The sequence below is a fragment of the Vibrio sp. EJY3 genome (assembly GCF_000241385.1).
Classification (GTDB): domain Bacteria; phylum Pseudomonadota; class Gammaproteobacteria; order Enterobacterales; family Vibrionaceae; genus Vibrio; species Vibrio natriegens.
In genome coordinates, this window is sequence record NC_016614.1 from 1,530,753 (window position 1) to 1,553,391 (window position 22,639).

At 43.8% G+C, this 22,639-nt stretch carries 15 protein-coding genes and 2 pseudogenes; 7 read left to right on the plus strand and 10 right to left on the minus strand.

The features are described from left to right. The first annotated feature begins 59 nt into the window (after nucleotides 1–59). The 3 genes from VEJY3_RS22685 to VEJY3_RS22695 all read left to right on the plus strand — a co-directional run bounded on the left by VEJY3_RS22685 (nucleotide 60) and on the right by VEJY3_RS22695 (nucleotide 5,591). Complete coding sequence (locus VEJY3_RS22685; protein ID WP_041170431.1) at nucleotides 60–3,149, plus strand: beta-galactosidase; 3,090 nt, start codon at nucleotides 60–62, stop codon at nucleotides 3,147–3,149. A 178-nt stretch (nucleotides 3,150–3,327) separates the two neighbouring features. Continuing rightward, entirely contained in the window at nucleotides 3,328–4,335 is a 1,008-nt protein-coding gene (locus VEJY3_RS22690) for a substrate-binding domain-containing protein (RefSeq protein WP_014234770.1), read from the plus strand. Nucleotides 4,336–4,592: 257 nt separating this feature from the next. After that, a complete protein-coding gene (locus VEJY3_RS22695; protein WP_014234771.1) occupies nucleotides 4,593–5,591 on the plus strand; it encodes a substrate-binding domain-containing protein in 999 nt (332 codons plus the stop codon). 64 nt (nucleotides 5,592–5,655) lie between these two features. Here VEJY3_RS22695 and galM read toward each other — a convergent pair whose 3' ends face one another. From galM to galE, 4 genes are all read right to left on the minus strand, one after another. Continuing rightward, nucleotides 5,656–6,720 (minus strand): galactose-1-epimerase, encoded by a 1,065-nt coding sequence (gene galM, locus VEJY3_RS22700; RefSeq protein WP_014234772.1) that lies wholly within the window; start codon nucleotides 6,718–6,720, stop codon nucleotides 5,656–5,658. Nucleotides 6,721–6,729: 9 nt separating this feature from the next. Beyond that, entirely contained in the window at nucleotides 6,730–7,890 is a 1,161-nt protein-coding gene (gene galK, locus VEJY3_RS22705) for a galactokinase (RefSeq protein ID WP_041170432.1), read from the minus strand. 111 nt (nucleotides 7,891–8,001) lie between these two features. Further along, nucleotides 8,002–9,054, minus strand: coding sequence for a UDP-glucose--hexose-1-phosphate uridylyltransferase (locus VEJY3_RS22710; protein ID WP_014234773.1), 1,053 nt, complete (start codon nucleotides 9,052–9,054; stop codon nucleotides 8,002–8,004). A 55-nt stretch (nucleotides 9,055–9,109) separates the two neighbouring features. Beyond that, nucleotides 9,110–10,120 carry a UDP-glucose 4-epimerase GalE gene (gene galE, locus VEJY3_RS22715; protein WP_014234774.1) on the minus strand — a complete coding sequence of 337 codons (1,011 nt, stop codon included), beginning with the start codon at nucleotides 10,118–10,120 and terminating at the stop codon, nucleotides 9,110–9,112. Nucleotides 10,121–10,447: 327 nt separating this feature from the next. Here galE and VEJY3_RS26050 point away from each other — a divergent pair. The 3 genes and pseudogenes from VEJY3_RS26050 to ltrA form a co-directional block, all read left to right on the plus strand. After that, nucleotides 10,448–10,598 (plus strand): annotated as a pseudogene (locus VEJY3_RS26050) (IS5/IS1182 family transposase); the annotation flags it as partial. A 1,014-nt stretch (nucleotides 10,599–11,612) separates the two neighbouring features. Further along, entirely contained in the window at nucleotides 11,613–11,756 is a 144-nt protein-coding gene (locus VEJY3_RS25760) for a hypothetical protein (protein WP_158308265.1), read from the plus strand. Between the two features lie 824 nt (nucleotides 11,757–12,580). Next, the gene (gene ltrA, locus VEJY3_RS22720) at nucleotides 12,581–14,053 is read left to right on the plus strand and encodes a group II intron reverse transcriptase/maturase (RefSeq protein ID WP_014234776.1); all 1,473 of its coding nucleotides are present in this window, start codon (nucleotides 12,581–12,583) and stop codon (nucleotides 14,051–14,053) included. Between the two features lie 278 nt (nucleotides 14,054–14,331). Here ltrA and VEJY3_RS22725 read toward each other — a convergent pair whose 3' ends face one another. The 6 genes and pseudogenes from VEJY3_RS22725 to VEJY3_RS26155 all read right to left on the minus strand — a co-directional run. After that, the gene (locus VEJY3_RS22725) at nucleotides 14,332–16,908 is read right to left on the minus strand and encodes a mechanosensitive ion channel domain-containing protein (RefSeq protein ID WP_014234777.1); all 2,577 of its coding nucleotides are present in this window, start codon (nucleotides 16,906–16,908) and stop codon (nucleotides 14,332–14,334) included. Nucleotides 16,909–16,977: 69 nt separating this feature from the next. After that, nucleotides 16,978–17,577: a hypothetical protein gene (locus VEJY3_RS22730; RefSeq protein ID WP_041170505.1), complete on the minus strand. Its 600-nt coding sequence runs from the start codon at nucleotides 17,575–17,577 to the stop codon at nucleotides 16,978–16,980. A gap of 40 nt (nucleotides 17,578–17,617) precedes the next feature. Next, a complete protein-coding gene (locus VEJY3_RS22735; RefSeq protein ID WP_014234779.1) occupies nucleotides 17,618–18,589 on the minus strand; it encodes an MlaD family protein in 972 nt (323 codons plus the stop codon). Further along, entirely contained in the window at nucleotides 18,582–19,388 is an 807-nt protein-coding gene (locus VEJY3_RS22740) for an ABC transporter ATP-binding protein (protein WP_014234780.1), read from the minus strand. Before VEJY3_RS22740 ends, VEJY3_RS22735 begins: the two co-directional genes overlap by 8 nt. A 9-nt stretch (nucleotides 19,389–19,397) precedes the next feature. After that, complete coding sequence (locus VEJY3_RS22745; RefSeq protein ID WP_237708188.1) at nucleotides 19,398–20,456, minus strand: MlaE family lipid ABC transporter permease subunit; 1,059 nt, start codon at nucleotides 20,454–20,456, stop codon at nucleotides 19,398–19,400. 283 nt (nucleotides 20,457–20,739) lie between these two features. Next, nucleotides 20,740–20,940 (minus strand): annotated as a pseudogene (locus VEJY3_RS26155) (peptidase M20); the annotation flags it as partial. A 324-nt stretch (nucleotides 20,941–21,264) separates the two neighbouring features. Here VEJY3_RS26155 and VEJY3_RS22750 point away from each other — a divergent pair. Further along, complete coding sequence (locus VEJY3_RS22750; protein WP_014234783.1) at nucleotides 21,265–22,173, plus strand: LysR family transcriptional regulator; 909 nt, start codon at nucleotides 21,265–21,267, stop codon at nucleotides 22,171–22,173. Nucleotides 22,174–22,639: the final 466 nt, after the last annotated feature.

The window sequence follows — 22,639 nt, forward strand, 5'->3', positions numbered from 1 at the left end:
ATTACGCGCGTGATGGACGTAGTGAAACAAGATTAGTTATAAAAAATTAAGTAGGAAACATGATGGCATTTTCAGATATTATTCAACGACGCGATTGGGAAAACCCACAATCAGTGAACATTCACTGCATGAAAGCACATAGTCCGCTTTCTAGCTATCGCAATATTGACCATGCCCGTGACGATATTCAAGCTCAGCGACAATCTCTCAATGGTCAGTGGAAGTTTAAGCTGTTCGAAGCGCCAGAGCAGGTCGACGGAGAGTTTATTGAAGCGCACTTCAATGATACCCACTGGGATGAAATTACTGTTCCTTCAAACTGGCAGATGCAAGGTTACGACAAGCCTATTTATGCCAACGTCAAATATCCATTTGAGGTGAACCCTCCGTTTGTACCAGCAGACAACCCAACCGGATGTTACCGCACAACGATTTCTGTTACTGAAGAAGAACTTACAAATACACAACGCATCATTTTTGACGGCGTTAACTCAGCTTTCCATTTATGGTGTAACGGTAAATGGGTTGGCTACAGCCAAGATAGCCGCCTTCCAGCTGAATTCGACCTAACACCTCATTTGGTCGCAGGAGAGAATGCTCTCGCAGTCATGGTGATCCGCTGGAGTGATGGCAGTTACTTAGAAGATCAGGATATGTGGTGGTTAAGCGGTATTTTCCGCGATGTGACTTTATTATCTAAACCACAACACTGTATTGAAGATGTGTTCATCACTCCGGATCTGGACGCCTGCTATCGCGACGGTTCTTTGTCTGTCGTGACCCATATTTCAGCGCCAGACACATACCAAGTTCAGGTTCAGTTATTTGATGGCGAGCAAGCCGTCACGAAACCTCGTATCGACACGCCAAATAATCGCCGGATTGACGAGCGCGGTTCATGGAATGACGTTGTGTTTCAAACCCTGCACGTTAATGATCCGCAAAAGTGGACAGCAGAAACACCAAACCTATATCGCCTTGTTGTCTCTCTACTGGACGAAAACGGTACACATCAGGAAAGCGAAGCCTATCAGGTAGGTTTCCGTAAAGTTGAGATCACCGATGGGCAACTGAAGTTAAATGGTCAACCACTGTTGATTCGCGGCGTGAACCGCCATGAACATCACCCAGAGCTCGGACATGTGATGACCGAGGAAGACATGGTTCGCGACATCTGTTTAATGAAACAGCATAACTTTAATGCGGTACGTACTTCCCACTACCCGAACCACCCTCGTTGGTACGAGTTGTGTGACCAATACGGCTTATATGTATGTGATGAAGCAAACATTGAGACTCATGGCATGCAGCCGATGAACCGTCTGTCGAGCGATCCTCAGTGGGCAAACGCCTACATGAGCCGCTACACGCAAATGGTCATGCGCGATAAGAACCACGCATCTATCATTATCTGGTCTTTGGGTAATGAATCTGGTCATGGCAGCAACCATAACGCCATATACGCTTGGTCTAAGCACTACGACCCATCACGTCCTATCCAGTACGAAGGTGGCGGCTCAAATACTACGGCTACCGACATCATTGCGCCAATGTATGCACGTGTTAATACGGTAATCGAAGACGAAGCGGTACCTAAGTGGCCGATCAAAAAATGGATTTCATTACCAAATGAAACACGTCCTCTTATCTTGTGTGAATACGCTCATGCGATGGGCAACAGTTTAGGTAGCTTTAACGAATACTGGGATGCTTTCCGCGAGTTTCCTCGCCTACAAGGCGGCTTCATCTGGGATTGGGTAGACCAAGGCTTGAGTCAATGGGATGAAAATGGCAAGCACTTCTGGGCATACGGCGGTGACTTCGGCGATGAAATAAATGACCGCCAGTTTTGTATTAACGGGCTGATATTCCCTGATCGCACCGTGCATCCAACATTAGAAGAAGCAAAATATTGCCAGCGCATGATCACAGTATCTCTCCAAGAGCAAACAAAAGAGCGTTGTAATCTGCTAGTCAACAATGAAAACCTTTTCCGCTCCACAGATAATGAACAGCTGAACTGGTCACTATTGGAAGACGGCAAAGTGATTAAGTCTGGCTCAGCACAGCTTGATATCGAAGCCAATAGCCAAGCCCTGTTGGAAATCGAACTAAGCTTCGAACCAAAAGCAGGCGCTGTGTATCACTTAAACACGGACATTACCTTAATCAAAGAGACACCATGGTCTCCTGCGGGTCATGTTTGCGCGACAGAACAATTTTCTGTGCGTAACTACGCGGGTCTGGTGATACCTAAACTGGAACCCAAACTAATTCCGTCTTTGATTCAACAAGATAACGCAATTTTGGTGGTTAGCTTAGACGAGAAGTATCAATGGCGCTGGGATCTCCACACTGGCTTACTGGTTGATTGGCAAGTAGAAGGCAAAGCGCAGATGCTGGCAGCGCCGCAAGACAACTTCTTCCGTGCGCCGCTGGATAACGACATTGGCGTCAGTGAAGTTGACAACGTCGATCCTGACGCTTGGATATGCCGATGGGACATGGCTGGTATTGGTCAGTGGGAACGTGAATGTGTCTCCTGCCAAAGCGAGACACTTGAGCAGGCCGTACAAGTGACCTCTATCTATGCCTACCACTTCAATGGAGACGTGCAGGCTATCACAACCTGGGTTCATACCCTAAACAATGATGGCAAAATGCAACTGGACGTGGAGGTTAAACTAGCGGATAACTTACCGCCTATGCCACGTATTGGTTTGGAAATGCAATTGCCACTACAAGAGCAAAATACCACGGTAACGTGGCAAGGTTTAGGTCCGTTTGAGAACTATCCGGATCGTTTAGCTGCTGCGCGATTCGGTCTTCATACTCAAACATTGGACCAAATGCACACACCTTATATTTTTCCTACCGACAGTGGCTTGCGCTGTGGTACCCGGAATTTAGAAATTAACGAGCTGATCATTTCTGGTGATTTTCAGTTTAGCGTTAGCCAATATGCACAGCACGCTTTGGCAGAAGCGAAGCACACCAATGAAATAGACAAAGAAGAACAGGTTTATCTGCGCCTGGATCATAAACATATGGGTGTAGGTGGTGATGACTCTTGGAGCCCGAGTGTACATAAGGAGTTCCAGCTTACAGACAATCACTATGCATACCGAGTATCGTTTCAGCCCGCTTAATAAGCCGATCTAGACCCTTTATCGTGTCAATCCCCAAACTCTGGTTTGGGGATTTTTTATTCAAATCACCCCGTAATCAGTACAAAACCTTTAAACACCGTCACTATTCTTATCTCACTAATTGAGTTCCTACTGCCTTCATAGTTAAATAGCTGAAATTAAAGATTCTGAGTTCCCTATGGCTACCATTAAAGACGTCGCAAAAGAAGCTGGTGTTTCGATTGCGACCGCATCACGCGTTATAAATAACGCCCCTCACACCAGTGAAGCTGCCATTGTTGCAGTGAAAGAAGCAATGGAAAAACTGGGTTATCGTCCGAATGCCAATGCTCGAGCTTTGGTCAGTAAATCTTCGAATGCGATTGGTGTGTTAGTCAACGACGTTTCCGCCCCTTTCTTTGGCACGATGGTTAAAGCCATCGATACCATCGCTAGTGAACAAGAAAAACAACTTCTCATCGGCAGTGGCTATCACGATGCGACCAAAGAGCGGAACGCAATAAACTTGCTGATTAACAGCCAATGTGAGTCTTTAGTCGTTCACAGTAAAGGGATGAGCGACTCAGAGCTCTGCAAGTTAGCAAAGGAAATTCCGGGTATGGTGTTAATCAACCGTATTGTTCCGGAGATTGCCTCTCGCTGTATTGCATTAGATAACCGTAAAGGCTCTTACATCGCTACCGAGCATTTGATTCGTAATGGTCACAGGCATATCGGCTACATTTGCTCCAGTCACGATATTGAAGATGCTCGCGACAGACGAGAAGGTTATCTGGACGCTCTGCGTGACAATGGCCTCGAAATCCGTGAAGAATATATTGAATATGGTGAACCCGATGAAACCGGTGGTGAACAAGCCATGGTGAATCTAGTGGCGAAGAACCTTCCAATCACTGCCGTCGCTACCTACAACGATTACATGGCTGCAGGCTGTATGACTCTGCTACAAGAGAATGGCATTCGCATCCCCGAAGATATGTCTGTAATTGGTTTCGATGATGGTCACATCGCCCGTTACATATACCCTCGCCTTACGACTATCCGTTACCCGATTCAGGTTATGGCAAACGAAGCTGTAAAGCTTTCGCTGAAGTTAATCAACAAGGAATCCATAGAAAGTACAGAATTTAAACTGTTTATACCAATATTAGTGAAGCGCTCTTCTGTAAGCTGTATAGAGAGCTAATATCACCGAGCAATTTCATCAATGTTGATCACTGTTTTTCGTACTTATCTCTACCTAACATGACCTCATATACCTGAAAAGTGATCAAGATTTATTTTTCACCGACACTATAATGTAAACGCTACCACAACATTAGCTATTTAAAATATAAGTGATAAAATCCAAAGCTTACAACCCAAACCTACTGGTTAATTTAAGTTGTTACATAACGGGGTTTCATACTTCCAGTTAAAATTTTTAACCACTAAAGGTTCTATATGGCAACGATTAAGGATGTGGCGAAAGAAGCACGAGTTTCGGTCGCAACCGTTTCACGTGTGTTAAACAAGTCACCTAAAGCAAGTCAATCATCAATCGATGCAGTGACCAAAGCGATGGGCAAGTTAGGCTACCGACCCAATGCAGCAGCCCGTGCACTGGTAAGCCAAAGCACTGATACGATGGGTGTGTTAGTCAGTGATGTGTCCGACCCATTCTTCGGCACACTGGTCAAATCAGTCGATAACGTCGCGCGTGAAAATGGCAAACATATCCTTATTGGTAACGGTTACCACAATCCTGAAGATGAGCGCCAAGCCCTGGAATTGCTAATCAATAGTCGTTGTGATGCAATCGTCATCCACTCCAAAGGACTGTCTGATAAAGAACTGATTGGTTACGCCAAAGAGGTAAAAGGCATGGTGCTGATCAATCGGCATATTCCCGAGTTAGCCAGTCGTTGTATTTCCCTTGATAACCGCAAAGGCGCATTCTTAGCAACGGAATATTTGATTCGTCACGGGCATCGAAAAATAGCTTGTATCACCTCTGCTCAGGATATTGAAGATACCGATGAACGCCTGCAAGGTTATCTGGATGCACTAAAAGAACATGGCATTGAGCTATCAAAAAATTATATCGAGTACGGTGAGCCAAACAGTGATGGCGGTGAAGTTGCGATGACGAATCTGTTAACCAAATCTTTGGAGATGACTGGCGTTGTCGCCTACAACGACTATATGGCAGCGGGTGCGTTGTCAGCATTAGATCAAAACGGCATTGAAGTACCCAGTAAGATATCGATGGTGGGGTTTGATGATGGCTTAATTGCACGCTTTGTTCATCCTCGCCTCACAACAGTTCGTTATCCAATCGAGATGATGGCTGAACGTGCTGCCCGCTTAGCTTTAGCACTGTCACGTGATGAACAGGTTGAAGATGAAACTATTATTTTCAGCCCAACATTAGTGCGCAGAAATTCTGTTGAGCGTTGTTGATTGTCTATATCTAATTGGCTACGAATCAAAAAAAGGTGGGCATAAAGCCCACCAAAAATGCTATCTAAAATTCAAACTGATACACGGTTCGATGCTGATAGCAATCCCCTGAGCTCAACGTCCCCTTGTTGAGTCCCCATTCTGGTTTATTTGGTCCATCAGGAAAGTATTGCGTTTCCAAGGCAAGGCCGTCATAAAGCGCGTAAGTTTTGCTTGCGCCCGGCACACCTGCTAAAAAGTTTCCAGAATAGAACTGTATGGCTGGTTTAGTGGTTTTGACCTTCATCACCACATCTTCTTTGGGTGCAATAAGAACCGCGGCAACAGACACACAATCGGTCACTTTAGGCTTGAACACAAAGGCGTGATCGTAGCCACCAGCGTTTTTCTGATCCTGCTCGCTAAGAAATGCCTGGCCAATAAGTTTTGGCTCAGTGAAATCAAAACTGGTACCAGAGACAGGTTTTTGTTCACCCGTAGGAATTAAACCCGCATCCGTTGGCAAGTAATGCTCTGCACTAAGCTGCAACGTATGGTCCAAACTTTTCGCGTTGCTCGCCTCGCCCGCCAAGTTAAAGTAAGCGTGGTTAGTTAAATTCACCGGAGAGGTTTTATCGGTATTCGCTTCATAGGCAATAACGAGTTCATTCTCGTCGGTTAACGTGTATGTGACTTTGACATCGAGATTGCCAGGATAACCTTGGTCACCATCAGGCGATCGAAGCGTAAAAACAACTTGTCGATCACTTTGTTCGGCAATCTTCCAGCGGCGTTTATCGAACCCATCTAAGCCACCGTGGAGCGAGTTTTCACCATTGTTAACACCAAGTTGATAATGCTCTCCATCGATCGCAAATTGACCGTTTGCAATACGGTTGGCAAAACGACCGACGATGGCACCAAAATAGGCGTCTTGCTTCATGTGTTCTGCCATATTTGGCGAGCGCAATAGCACTTCACGGTGTTCACCATCTAACGGCAGCGTGCAACTCAACCAAGTCGCACCAATATCCATAAACGATGCCGTCATACCATTTGCATTAGTAAGCTGGAGCAGATTCGCCGCTTGACCGTCAAACGATGGCGTTTGCATCATCGCTTGTTCTAATTGTTCAAAATATTCTTTCATCGCCTGCCCTTACAACGCTTCGATCAGACCTGCGCCATCCTGGGCTTTACAAACATAAATCGACGCTGTTAAACCTGTCGCAGCTTCATATTTAGCTTCTACCGTCGATTTCACTTCATCCACTAATGCAGGTGGAACCAACGTCACAATACAACCACCGAAGCCACCGCCGGTCATGCGCACACCTCCTTCTTCGCCAATCACCTCTTTCACCATCTCAACTAGGAGGTCGATTTCTTTGACGGTAATTTCGAAATCATCACGCATTGATGCATGAGACTGAGCCATCAGTTCACTCATTCGTTTAATATCATGCGAACGGAGCGCTTTTGCCGCTTCGACTGTGCGATCGTTTTCAGTGATCACGTGACGCGCACGTTTTGCCACCAATTCATCCAACTCAGAAACTTTCTCGTTGAACTGCTCAATGGTGACATCGCGTAGAGCTTTAACACCAAAGATTCGTGCCGCTTCTTCACACTGTTCACGACGAGTGTTGTATTCGCTGTCAACCAGACCACGTTTTTTATTCGAGTTAATGATCACGACTGCCATGTCCTCAGGCATAGAAACCGCTTGTGTTTCCAGGCTGCGGCAGTCCAATAACATGGCGTGGTTTTCACGGCCTTCTGCCGAAATCATTTGATCCATGATGCCGCAGTTACAACCAACAAATTCGTTCTCGGCTTGCTGACCATTTAATGCGATTTCCGACTGGCTTATTTCCAGGTTGAAGAGCACTTTGAACGTCTGACCAATCACGACTTCCAGTGCCGCTGATGAGCTCAACCCCGCACCTTGAGGAACATTGCCGCTGACAGAGATATCAGCACCGGTAAACTGGTAGCCACGAGCCAACAGACACTTCACGACACCGCGAATGTAGTTTGCCCACATTTTGTCTTCTTGGAATGTGATTTCTTGAGTGATATCGAATTCATCAATCGCGTTGGCGTAATCAACCGATATTACGCGTACTAGGTTGTCGTCACGCTTTGCCGCTGCAACAACCGTTTGGTAGTTGATCGCACATGGCAGTACAAAACCATCGTTGTAGTCGGTGTGTTCACCAATCAGGTTTACACGACCAGGTGCTTGGATAATGTGGCTTGGCGCATAGCCCAACACGTTCTCAAAAGACGCTTTCACATTTTGGATTAAATCAGACATAGGACGTACTCTTAAAACTTAAAGTTAATGTTGGGATAACGCGCTGAACCTAACTTTTTATCTATATCGTCGCGCCATCCCGTTGTTCGTTATCAGCCTAAATTTGAGGGCTTATTGTTCTTTGTAGTGCAAGTCACTGAGATCACGCAGACGCTGTGCCGCTTGCTCTGCGGTTAAGTCGCGTTGACTTTCGGCCAGCATTTCGTAACCCACCATAAACTTACGAACTGTCGCGCTGCGTAAAAGTGGCGGGTAGAACAATGCGTGAAGCTGCCAATGGTCGATGTCTGTGCCCTGTTCGAAGAAAGGGGCGTAGTGCCAGCCCATTGAGTAAGGGAAAGAACATTGGAATAGATTGTCATAACGGCTGGTCAGCTTTTTGATAGCAACAGCAAGATCGTCACGCTGCTCATTACTTAACTCGCTCATACGGCGAATGTGTGTTTTCGGTAGCAGCATGGTTTCGAATGGCCACGCCGCCCAGTACGGGACAACCGCAACCCAATGTTCGGTTTCAACGACGATACGGGAGCCATCTTTTAGCTCAGCTTGAACGTAATCCACCAGCAGGTTGCTACCGTGTTCCTGGTAGTAAGCCTTTAGGTTTTGCTCTTTACGTTCAATCTCGTTTGGTAAGAAGCTGTTCGCCCAGATTTGACCATGTGGGTGAGGCTGAGAACAGCCCATGGTTTCACCCTTATTCTCAAACGCTTGGACCCAAACATACTCTTTACCTAGCTCTTCAATTTGCTCATTCCACGTATCAATCACGCCACGGATTTTGTCTACCGGTAGTTCAGGTAAGGTTTTGCTGTGGTCAGGAGAGAAACAAATCACTCGGCTCAAACCGCGTACACCTTGGGTTTTGAATAGTGGGTTGTCTGATTCTGGCGCATCTGGTGAATCCACCATCAGAGCAGCGAAGTCGTTATTAAACACGTACGTGCCCTGATAATCTGGGTTAGCATCGCCAGAGATACGCTCATTTGTCGGACACAGGAAACACTTCTCATCGTAGCTTGGTAACTCATCAATCGCCGCTTTCTCATCCGCCCCACTCCAAGGACGTTTTGCACGGTGTGGTGAAACTAAAATCCATTGACCCGTTAGTGGGTTGTAACGGCGGTGTGGGTGATCCACTGGGTTAAATTCAACGTTCGACATTTTACTTACTCAACTTATTCTTCTTACTAGTCCGGCGCACTGCACCGGATGAAAATTAGTAACCTTGTGGGTTGTTAGATTGCCAATTCCAAGTATCGGCCGTCATTTCAGCAACGCTGCGTGTTGCTTTCCAACCAAGCTCGCGCTCTGCCTTGTCCGTGCTCGCCCAACATTCGGCGATATCACCCGGACGACGCGGGCACAATTCGTAAGGCACAGGTTTACCGCAGGCGGCACCGAAAGCTTCCACCATTTCAAGTACGCTAGAACCTTTACCTGTCCCTAGGTTGTATATGTGCAAGCCCGCTTTCTGCCCCACAGCTTTCAGTGCCGCAATGTGGCCATCAGCCAGGTCCATTACATGGACGTAATCACGCACACCTGTACCGTCCGGCGTTGGGTAGTCGTTACCAAATACGGAGAGCTTTTCACGACGACCAACCGCGACTTGTGCAATAAACGGCATCAAGTTGTTTGGAATGCCTTGCGGGTCTTCGCCCATGGTGCCTGATGGATGCGCACCAACAGGATTAAAGTAGCGCAGCAAAGTGATGCTCCAATCGCTTTCAGCATTGAACAAATCACTCAAACACGCTTCCACCATGTGTTTACTACTACCGTATGGGTTAGTGGTTGCACCTGTTGGTGAGTCTTCTGTAATCGGAACGATTTCTGGATCGCCGTAGACGGTTGCTGAGGAACTAAATACGATGCTCTTCACACCCGCTTTACGCATACTACGCGCCAACACCAATGAGCCATTGACATTGTTATCGTAATATTCCAATGGCTTGACAACTGACTCACCTACCGCTTTCAGACCTGCAAAGTGAATGACCGCTTGGATATCATGCTCAGCGAATACCGAATCCAAAAACGCTTCATCACGAATATCGCCTTGATAAAAAGTTGGCTGTTTGCCAGTTAGCGCTTCAATACGGCTCAATACTTCTGTTTTGGCGTTACACAAGTTATCGACAATGATGGGCTCCATGCCCGCCTCAATCATCTGAACGCATGTGTGACTGCCGATGTAACCCATACCACCTGTGACAAGTACTCTCACTTTTGCTTCTCCGCTGTTGCTGCTTCCTGCTCGTTACCGGACCTGATGCTCACTGAGCCAGCGTTATTCACACCAAGTCGATACGCCCAATTCTTCAATGGTTAAAAGTCTATCAACCAACACCGATTCAGTTCCGTGATCAAACTCAAATTAGTGTAAACGTTTCCATTAAATAAAAAGAAACATTTTAAGTTTTTTGTAGAAAAAGCGGGCGCAATCTGGCTAATTCACGAAAATCTAACAGTAATCACACGCAAATGACAAAATATAACTTACATAGCATCCAAAAGTCGCCACGAATATTGTAATCGTTACCACTAAGATTAACTGTCTGAAACTGCCAAGTGTCGTTTGAAGCAACTACTCGGAGCACCGCTGACTCTTCGTAGTTACAACGCACAAGTTGTGGGGACGTCACGATTAACGTGTTAAAAAGCTTACAAGGCTAGGTATGCTCGAAACTCAGTATATTGCTTAGAAACAGGCTATTTAGATACCATTACTCTTAAACTAAATTCGGCAACGAAGTCAGTAGCCTATGAGGCAGCTGTAATCGGCGGCCTCTTTCCACTTCTTGCGAGATCCATATTGTTTCTGGTGATCCAAGGCAATTTCTACCACTTCCATTCAGGAACAGACCAACAACGTTTGTCGGAGGACAATAAACTTTGATCGGAAACGTGCCTTTTCAAGCGATTCGTAGGCTATAAAAAGCTAAAGTTTGATCATTTTTAAGGAGCATTGCTACCAGAATCACTGTGGAAATGACAATAAAGTCTGATCAATCTCTAGCAAGCTTCTGGACAGTTCCGAGTTACGACCGATAGAGCATTCTGACTTTTCGGATTACTTCTAGTAGTACAACCATACAACCAGCCTACATGAGGCTTGTCAAAAAGGAGATAAGGCAGGCATGATAGTGCCACCACGGTAACTCCAACGCCTCTACTCTAATTTTATTCCATTATTGATATTTTCATTAAACTTATGGTTTTTGGCACCCAACGCTCTGAACCGGTTAAAGCTCAGGCAGACGTTGAATATATAATTTCCTGCAACTACCTATAATCAACTTCGAGGCAGCCTTCATAGCAAAAAAACCGTACAAAACAATATCTTGCTGTTTTGAATCTTGTATTAAAAGATATTTAGTTGCATAATTAAATTATATAACCTTCTGATTTTTTTATAAAAAACAATGACAAAAAACACTAATCGAAAACACCCAATCGCAAAACTTATCAATTTGATTATTTTACTGTTTGTCGTAGTTGCTATGACATTTGCAACTATTGAGTTCTTTGCTAGAGGTTGGTGTCAAAAGGCTCACGGCACTCCTGTTGATAAAAATTCAATCTGGGAATTAAGAACTTGCGCTAAGTACTATTGGGATATGGACTTAGAGAACCCTAACGGTTGGTAAATCAACTCTAAAAAAACGATTTCAAGCAACGTTCAAACTGGCTTGAGAGAAAAATAACCGGAGATACCCATGTCAGACGATTACGAGTACATTTCAATAAAAGACCGAATGAAAAGCTTTGCGGTTGGTCTAGGCGTCACGATGGTCATTGCCTTCTTACTTCTGAAGGGTTTTGACTTGCTCGGATACCTCGCAGTTCGCTACAACTGGTAAGAAAAAGAAGAACAACGAGCCTCCATTAATATGGGGGCTTTTTTATGGGGAGGCGATTTAAACATACACGGAACGCTTACGCAGCGATATTGCAGAATTATCTTTAGTCAAGTATTCCTATATACAGCTACGATACAGTCCCCCAGAATAATTATGACTTTTGCTCGTTAATCTGGGAGCCCCCCTCCTAAGCAACATTTCGGATAACTAAAAGTAATTTAATGGCAATCTTAAACCAAATCGTTTTGGGGCGTGCGACGTGAAGTCGTATGAAGCGCTGTTCACCGCTAAACGAGTGAACCATCTGTATCACCAGATGAACCTAGGAGCCTGAATAAAGTAGCGGCTCTGACAATGTAACGAAGGTTGGTATTTGCCAATCGGGATCGAAATCGCGAGAAGACGACCCTCCTGATAACCACAATCGGGTGAGTGCTAGGTAGTCAGCATGATGAACATAAGTGAATCCGCATAAGGTGCGTTATATGATGAATCAGCGGAAGTGGTTTAATACGCTGTGGCCAAAAGGCATGAGAGTCGGAAAGAGATTGCCCCATGCTCTTTCGTGATCATTGAACTCTCCGCACTATAGCGGGCATCTACACTGACATTGCGCGACATACGGAACACGGTAAACCTGTATCACTCCCTCTGGGAAAGTCTCTGCGACCGATAGTGATGCAGGCAGAGGATGTTGGAAAAAGCGAAGGCTGCATTGTAACGATGCAGATACAGATTCATATCTGATCACGAAAGTGAGCTGACTTCCGACTGGTCTTCCGTTGCAAGATAATTTGAAGAACTTTATTCAAGGAGAAACGCAAATGTTGATTTCAAAAGAGATTAGTGCCTCTCCTGACAGTGCTCAATGGCAATCCATCAATTGGAAAGCCGTTGAATCCCATGTTTTAAAGCTTCAGATGCGTATTGCAAAGGCAACACGAGAAGGTAAACACGGCAAAGCGAAAGCGTTGCAGTGGATACTGACTCACTCGCGTTCGGCAAAACTTCTTGCTGTTAAGCGGGTATCACAAAACAAAGGCAGTAAAACGCCTGGAATCGACGGCGTTATCTGGAACACAGATACGCGCCGCATGAAAGCAGTCAATCAATTGAGCAGAAAAGCTTATCAAGCCAAGCCGCTCAAACGTATCTACATCCCAAAGAAAAACGGCAAGCTCAGACCACTGGGTATCCCCTGCATGGTCGATAGAGCGCAACAAGCGCTTCATCTTCTTGCTCTGGAGCCAGTATCAGAAACATTTGCCGACCCTAACAGCTATGGTTTTAGGCCAAACCGCAGTACTGCCGATGCTATAGCGCAGTGCTTCAAGTGCTTGGCTATGAAACGATCTGCTCAATGGGTTCTTGAGGGTGACATCAAAGCCTGTTTCGATAAGATCGGACATCAATGGCTAATGGATAACATTGCCATCGATAAACGTATGTTGGAACAATGGTTAAAGTCTGGTTTTATGGACAAAGGGCTGTTCTATCGCACTGACGAGGGAACACCACAAGGCGGGGTCATATCCCCAACCTTGATGCTCATGACGCTTGCAGGACTTGAGCAGCGCATAAAGTCGACTGCACTCAAAAAGGGTGCTAGAGCCAACTTTATTGGATACGCCGACGATTTCGTCGTCACCTGTGCTTCAAAGGAAGTGCTGGAGAACGATATCAAACCGTTGATTGCTGATTTCTTAGCAGAAAGAGGCTTAACACTATCCGAAGAGAAAACGCATATTACTCATATCAGTAATGGTTTTGACTTCCTAGGTTTTAACCATAGAAAGTACAAAGGGAAATTGCTCATTAAACCGAGCAAATCCAACACACTACTGTTCTTGAGCAACTTGCGCGAACTCATCAAAAAGCACGCAACCATCCCTGTTAACGATTTAATCAAGTTGATAAATCCGAAACTCAGGGGCTGGTCGAATTACTATCGACACTGCGTGGCTAAACAGGTATTCGGATATGTAGGTCACAAGCTATTCCATACGTTATGGCATTGGGCTAAAAGGCGTCATCCAACAAAATCAAGAACTTGGATCGCGCTTAAATACTTCATCAACCGTCAAGGTCAATGGCAATTTCACGGTTGGCAGAAGATCATGAATATGGATTGTCAGTTCAATCTGTTTCAAATAGCTAAGGTGCCAATAGAGAGACATGTCAAAATCAGGAGTGCCGCTACGCCTTTTGATCCTCAATACCAAGAATACTTGGCAAAGAGAAAATCAAAGAAGCAATGCCGTAACTCTTGGCATGAACCTGCTCTCACTGCTTTATAAGTTGCTGGGTGCCAATCGGTGCCTTCGTGAAGGCTTGAGCCTAGTGCGGTGAAAGTTGCACGCTGGGTTCTTAGAGGGACGACACTTGGTAACAGGTGTCGTCTACTCGACAAAAGCAAGTTTAAGACAAGAAATTCACACTACCCTGCTGTCTCAAGTTGACGATAATGAGCCTCACGATCGCAGCTTCCGTTAAAACGATAATAATTTTGTTTGAAAATAAAATCACTTAGATACATTAAACTCTCTAGCTATGTGCAAAACGCAAGTTTTCTATGTTACGTATCCCCCCTTATATGCACATCAATTTGGGGATAAGCGATTTCAACATTATTCTCTTTGAACAGTTGATTGATTTTTTTGTTTACCAAGTGAAGAGTCGGCAAACGATCATCAATTGAGTTGATATGGAGCCGAAGTTCGAACTCCAGACTGCTGTCGCCAAAGGTCAGGAAATAAACTTGTGGTGCCGGAATGCTTAAGACAAGTGGAGTGTCTTCGACAGCCCGATACAGTAAGTCTTCAACGAGGTCTATATCTGAGTCATAGGCTACGCCAACAGGAATTACCACCCTTGTGACTGAATCAGTTAAGGACCAGTTGATAAGCTTATCGGTGATAAACACTTTGTTAGGAACGACAATCTCTTTATTGTCCCAGTCGATTATGGTTGTTGAACGGGTTTGAATTTTGCTGACGGTTCCCGAAAGCTCATTAATCGTAACTGTGTCCCCTATCCTTATTGGTCTCTCAAAGAGAAGTATTAAACCAGATATAAAGTTGGCGAAAATCTCCTGCAGACCAAAGCCTAAACCAACACCTATCGCTGCGACTAACCATTGCAATCGATCCCACTCAATACCGATAGTCGTAAACGAAATAACAATACCAAGCACCAAAATTATGTATCGTAGTAATGTGGTAATTGTATAGCCAGTACCAGGTGATAAGTTCATCCTACGTAAAATCAACAACTCTAACAGGCCTGGAATATTACGAATACTCACAAAGGAAATGACTAAAGTGAGTAGCGCATACATAAGAGATTTCAACGTGATATCAACCGCTTCTGCACCGCTACTTGCAGACGAAGTCGCTTGCCACAAGAGAATATTATCCATCCAGTTAGTTAGCTCCAACTGATTTGACCATATTGCAGAGAGCGTAATTACTAACAAGACCAAACAAAGTCCTTTCAATAGTGTCATTGACTGCTCGCTGATGGACTCCTTGTCTAAACCCTGCTCTTCCACATCAAATGCTGGCGCCTCTTCCGATAGCCCTTCATTTTCGCGCGCGATCTTTTCTTCTCGCTTTGCAAGAAAGCGTTGATAGCTCAGCTGCCTCTGCTCAAGTATCAACCAACGTTCACCGAGCTGATAAATCAAGAATATGCCGATTAGCGCGAATATATTCAGTTGTTGAAGTACGAGTATTTTCCATGATGCGACATACAACCCCAACATAGCCGTCATTATGACGACAAAAAAAGACCCGAGTACTGAATAATAAATAACAAAGAATCCGACACCGGATTGGAAATACGAGGGCAGATGAGCATTTACTTCCTCTATATTTAACGCACTTCGGTAAAGGATAAAAAGAAAAATGACCATCGTAAGATAGAGGATACGTAGGATTTCGGCATCCCCTTCCTGAGCGAATAAACGGCAAAAATGGAAGAAAACCAGGATCACAAGTAAAGGAAACATTATCACTCTTATTCGATGATGAATCGTATGGCACATTGCCTTTGACCATCGGAAATGCAACTCAAGCATTCCTTTCTTTCGGCTCAAATGATAGAGAAAACCCACACTCCACAAGAGGGCGAAACTCGCAATCATGGCTTCATCAAACAAAATCGATGGATGACGAGCCCAATTGAAATCGAGAAACCAAACACAAGTGAAGAAAAAGGCTGGAAGAATTGAAGACGCGACGAATGTAATCGTTAAGACTATGATGCTGTTAGAAAAGCTGTCTTTTAACGGGTGGCCAAATACCTTTTCTTGACGTAATGAGACAAGATCAAGTTTTAACCTCGACCACCAATTTAAAAAGAGCAATATCAGTGAGAGCGCACCGAAATACACTGATGAAAGTCGAACCTTCGCTAAGTCTAGATTTTGTGAAATTGAACTGACCAAGGATGTCACACCAAATAACTTTTTGGTGTCGAGGTTAAAAATGTTTTCCCAAATCGGCGAGTTACTGTAGGTCCAGACTTGGCGCTCTTTGAGAAAAACCCTGGCCTCCTCTAGCGCAACAGAATAATCACCAGAAACAGAAATTAACGTGTTTATCTGAGTTAAGAGTGCCTTATATAAAGACATTAACTCCTCAAGTTTCTCTAAGTCCACTTTTTCCAATGAGGTCGAATTATCAGGGTTAAGTATACTCTCCGCCCTTTCGGCCTTGGCAATCTCGTAAATTCGAATGTTTACCTGTGAGCGATAGTCCTGAAGACTTTCAATGTTTATTCTTTGAGGTAACGCTTGCAACATTTCCCTCGTATACGAACTGAATGCCGTCGTTTTACTCAGCCAATCTAGGTTGCTTTTTATCACCTCCATTTCATCCACAAGTTGGGCGTAATCTAGACTCTGCCTCTCCAAATCCGATGACATTTTGACGATTTCTCGTTTTACATTATCAATTTCTAATCCAAGTTTATGAGCGTTTGAAAAGTTCTTTTGGTTATATACGATTTCCTTCTCTATAAAGCTGTTACTACTGAACACTCTGGAATATGCCGTGTCATCCTCGCTGGTGAGTAAATAGACGGTAATCGACGTGACGATCATTACCATAAATGCAATGATATACGAGTAGATTTCCTTTTTTCTAATCACAAACACCTCTCACCAGTACGCAGACTCAGAAGACTCCATCTATTACAAATAGATTTACATTCCTCTGTTTTATCCCTGACTGAGCTCCTCAGCCAACTCTTCAAAAATTTCGGTCAGCGCGACGCCCAATCCCTTAGCCAGCGCTTCAGGTGTTTTTTCTGATAACTCAACTTTGCTTAATATTTTCTTATCAAAGATGATGCTTGGCCGAACACTAGTACTGTCCACTAAAATAAATTGTATTTCCATGATGGCTGTGGGTGCCTGCTCTTTTCTGAAGTCGCCAAATAATTTGGTCACCACAGTTTTGAGGACAAAATTGCTTGCGACTCCAGCGCTGTAGGGAACGGTATTCCCAACCACGCCAGAGCGAGTAAGCGCGGTTGGTATTTGATTTTCAATGATAGCACTCGGCTCAGTGATATAGCGGTTGTAATAGTCGCTTTCGAAACTAACGTCAGACAGCCGGAATACCATTTGAGTATCATTAAAAGGGCTATCAATACGCACGGCATCGATGAGTAACGTTTCGTATTTTTTCGAATAAGTCTTAGCTGTAAAATCAGCTACAATGGCGTAGTTCTTTGGGGCTTCTACAGGCTGACTCATGCTACAGCCAAATAATACAAGAAGACTAAAAATCAGTAGAAGGTATTTATTTTTATTCATATCTGACCACACTTGAATTGGATTAGTGATATTCATTGCCTTAATTAATTTTTAACTTCTCAGGCTCAGAACTGAATATGATACTGGATGGTTGATTCTTCAGAGTCTCAGAAAAGCTTTTTAAGTTCTCGACAGTGACCCTCAAGTCTTTAATGACATAATTAACATCTGACTGGTTGTCCGCCATAATCACATCTAACCTCACAGCCGCTCGATCCAAGTCTTTTATTAACCTATTGATATCGCCTTCATCATTGAGTGACGTATTCAGGTTTTTAGTGATTTGTGCAACGGAAGAGATGATCGCTTTCACTTCAGGATCCGAGACGACACCATTCACGTTCTTAACCATCTGATTAGTGTTAATCAACAGCTCTATCAATTGCATATTTAGACTTTCAGCGTCGACCTGCTCTATCTTGCTGTTAAGAGTGCCAATAAGTGTATTGATGTTACTTACGAGTGTATTGATATCAGCCTCATCCAGACGGTCAATTAAGTCCTGTATCCCTGAAACGATTTTGCCTGTAGAGCTTTTTGTTGATGGCACATATGGGTATTCAGGGACCCAGTCGAAGCTTAATCCTTCATCTGCGGTTGTGTAGTCAAAGGATAAGTACTGTTGCCCTGTAATACCGGCTAACTGTGTTGTCGCTCTAAGTCCTCGGTCAACCGAGATTTCAATACTTTTGTTCCACTCTTCGAGCGTCCTCTTTGACCCTGTAATCTCACTACGAACGACAACATAGGACTTCCTGTTTTCTCTTGGTACAGAGGATTCGTAAAAGACATCTGACAATTCTATTGAAACCACTTCACCAGCAGTGATTCCGCGATAGCGAACAGGAGCGCCAACCTCAAGACCGGACACTGACGCATCAAAATAGGTCTCAACGATCATCTTGGGTTCAAACAACGATCGCCCTCCCAAAATGAACAGAACGACAAATAATGAGACCAACGCTGAGACTACAAACAGCCCCAATTTATAACTGCTTTTTGAATCATCCATTACTTAGCTCACTCTCTTCTTTTAATGCATCTGGCTGCCGGTTGAAAAACTGGCGAACTCTCATGTCTCTACTTTCATCTCGTAAATCTTTAGGGCGTCCCTCTGCAATAATACTTTTAGATACCGGATCTAGCATGATTGCCCTATCGGCTATGGAGAAAATACTTTGTAACTCATGCGTCACTATGATGAATGTGTATCCCAGACTCTCTCTTAAATTTAATATGGTTTGGTCCAAGTTGGCGGCCGTGATCGGATCCAACCCGGCAGAAGGCTCATCCAACATCAAAATATTTGCGCCTATAGCCATAGCTCTGGCAATGCCCGCTCGCTTTAACATGCCTCCAGATAACTGGCTCGGCATAAGCTCCGCTGAATGCCCCATCTCCAGAAGTTCCAATAATGTTCGGGAAATTTTATTTTTTTCTTCAAGGCCGAGATTCGTAAACTCATCCAATGGGAAACGAACATTTTCCAGTATGTTTAACGATCCAAACAAAGCGCCACTTTGATACATGACCCCTAGCTCGCGTTGTATTGATGCCTTCTCGGATTCTCCTGCATGAACAATGCTCCTACCGTTAATTGAGATATCCCCGGAAATGGGCTCATAGAGACCGATAATGTGTTTCATCAAGCTGGATTTACCGCAACCTGAGCCACCTAAGATAACGAGGATTTCACCTCTGTTGACTCTAAAGGATGCGTTCTCTAACAGGATATTTTCGCCATATCCCATTTTTAAGTCCGCCACTACTACCGCATCACCTTTTTGTTGGTTATTTAATTTCGAGTTCATCAAGCTTCCTTAAGTTAGCAACACGGTAAAAAAACCATCAATAACCACTATCCAAATGATGCTACTCACTACTGCGCTTGTTGCCGCTAAGCCTACCGAAGTAGAACCTTGTCCAGTGGCCAGCCCTCTTTCACAGCCTATGACGGCGACAATGAACCCAAAAGTGGTGGCCTTAATCAAACCGAAAGCCAAATCCCAAACAGAAAGTGAGTTTAATAGTTGGTGATAATACTGAACAAAACTGATATCGAACTTCAGCAAGACAAGAGCGCCTCCCAGAACACCGATAATATTGGCAAGTACCGTCAATAGTGGCAGGACAAGAACAGAAGCATAAATCCGGGGTATAACCAGAAACTCGACGGGACTGATCCCGAAGGTACGCAACGCGTTTATCTCTTCATTCACTTTTTGAGTGCCTATTTCAGCGGCAAACGCAGCGCCAGTTCGACCTGCAAAGACGATTGCTGTCATAAGTGGGCCGAGTTCCCTAAACATAGAGATACCTATCCCATCAGCCACAAACAGAACGGCTCCAAATTGTTGAGCAACTAAGCCAATTTCAAATGCGATAATGACGCCCATTAGGAAACCAATTAACAAAATGATTGGGACTGCATCCGCCCCTGCCCTTGTCGCTATATTCGTGACCGTCGCCCAGTTAATATTTTTCCTTCGGTTGATTCCTAATTTAAAAACCAGGACACACTCTTTGATAAACCGAGCCACAGAACCAACATAAACAAGCATTTCCTTTGTTGTGTGTCCCACACGCTCGAAAAAGCTGATTTCTCTGCCCATATTATTAGGCGCGGTCTCTACTGGTGCTGGCGGTATAAGTTCGGCCAAACTGGGCTTAAGACCAATGATTGTAATTTCAGCACCAGGAGTTCTAAATCGGGTTTGTAAATCTGATAAAAACGCGACGCCCGATATATCTATAAAGGTTAAGTTGCTTGCATTCACCACAATGGGAGAATCTGGGTAAGTTTCCAATATCTTGTTCGCTTTATCCCACAAGTCGCCAACAATCGCAGAAGTAATGCTTTCAGCTAACTCAATTTCCAAATTGCTTTGATCCATAGACTTCCACTCGCCACCAAATAAAATCTTACATACTCAAAGATTCAGAACCTTTTAAGGACAGTATCCCCATAGTCACCTCGATTAAGCTTAGTCAAAATTTAAAGTTTTCAAGCGTGAATATGAGGCTAATTTGTTAATTAATGTGGATAAATCATTATCTGTTGCTCTGTATCAACTTTATCCACTTTGACATCACCACTCACCCAAACAAGCGTGTATAGTTCACTCCCTTCAGAAACCTGATATGGTTTACCGGAAGAGAATACGGGAAGATGCCCGGCACAATTGGGGCCGACTCATCAATTGCAAACACTATTTTGTCGTAGCGTGTCTCAATTAAATCTGCCGCATGTTTTGCACCTTATGGACCACCTACTTATTTATCGTGACCAAAGCCAAATAGATTGGTGCGCTCTGGCTGAAAACCCTCTTTGATTTTCATTTCCGCCGCTTCAAGAATTGCATGGATTTGGTCATCATTATCGAAAAACGCTCCCTCGACCAATCGCTTATGTAGGACGCGCTCCTACAAAATGTTTCGTCGAATAGGGACAAGTCTGCCCAAAATAAAAGACTCGCTTGCAGTGACAGTGACTCCTACGTTTTCTATGGCTTCACTTCATCTTTAAACGCTGGAGAATGGATAATACTTTTGGCAAAGATTCACGTCATTGTTGAATGTACTCAATTAATTAATATCCAAGGCTGCTCAATATCAACCTTTCTGACTGGGAAATATCCATGCACCATGGTATCTTGAAAATCTCACATTTCTCTGGTGTCTATCTTTATGAACTTTAGCTTAGAACAATTATTGGCTTTTATTGCTGTTTACAATGAGCTTTCATTCAGTAAAGCAGCAGTTAAACTCAATAAGCACAGAACAACGGTCGGTCAGGTAATTACAAATTTGGAAGACCAGTTAGCGGTGACGCTTTTTGAACGTGTTGGACGCTCTGTTAAGCCAACAGAAGAAGGCCAGTTGTTATACCACTATGCAAAGCAGACTGTTGAGCAAGCTCGGATCCTCGATAAGGTAGCACTTAGCCTTTCGTATGGAGGCCTAGAAAACATCACTATCGCGTACCCAAGTTTTATTCCACATAAAGTGTTGTCCGATCTCCGTGCCGAGCTAGCACAAGATTTTCCCTTGATGAGAGTGAACTTTATTGTTCGTAATAAGAATGAAATTAAGGATGGTATTGTTAGTGGAAGCATTCATTTCGGTATTGTCAATATTCACGAAAGCCAAGCAATTCATAGTTTAGATGCAACATTCCTAGGACATGTGGAGTTTGTCCCTTTTGTTAAAAAAGGAGGGAGGTTATCTAAAGTTAGCTCTCAAGAGGCTTATTCAGTATTAGCTAGGGAGCGTCAGTTTATATTACGGACTTTTGTTGAAGAAAACTTAAAAGAAAAAATTGTATTCAGTTCAGAGCACGAAGAAATAGACCAACTAGCACTCGCCATTAAGTTGGTTGGCGAAGATCTTGGCTGGGCTCTACTACCTAAAATTCTTTCTGAATCAGAGTATGCTACCGACCGTATAGAAGAACTCAAAATAGATCAAATATTAGAAGGACTCAAGTTTGGTGTTGCGTTGTGGTCCCCTCACTCTAAACAGGTCATGGACGTTAGGAAGTCAATTCTCACTGTACTAAATCGCTATGTGAATAAAATTAAAAATCAGTATAAGTGACTTATCAAATTGCGAGCCTGAATAAAGACCAAAGGCTCGCATAAAACCCTACTTTTAATTAAATTTCAACGCGTTAACCTATATGCTCAAACATCAAACATCAAACACATGAGTTATACACTACCTTGCCCGTGTTAGGTTCTCTGTTGATTCAAAAAATTTCTATTGAGTGATATTAAAAATTGCACTGGTCTAACTTAATGATGTCTTCAAACTAAATGATTTTCATCACCTTAGTAGAAGTTAAATGACTATGCATATCAAACGCCATTTATATGAAAATATCTTTTAATCAATCACTTAAGGAATTAAACCTACACTTAAAATCATTATCTAACTCTCCATTACACTCTTGGTGAGGATTTGATCATACATATGCGATTGTTCGTTAGTCGCATATTTAAATATTATGCCTTCAGACAACAAAAACACTCTCCCATTAACGGGGAATAGTATTTCTTTTTGG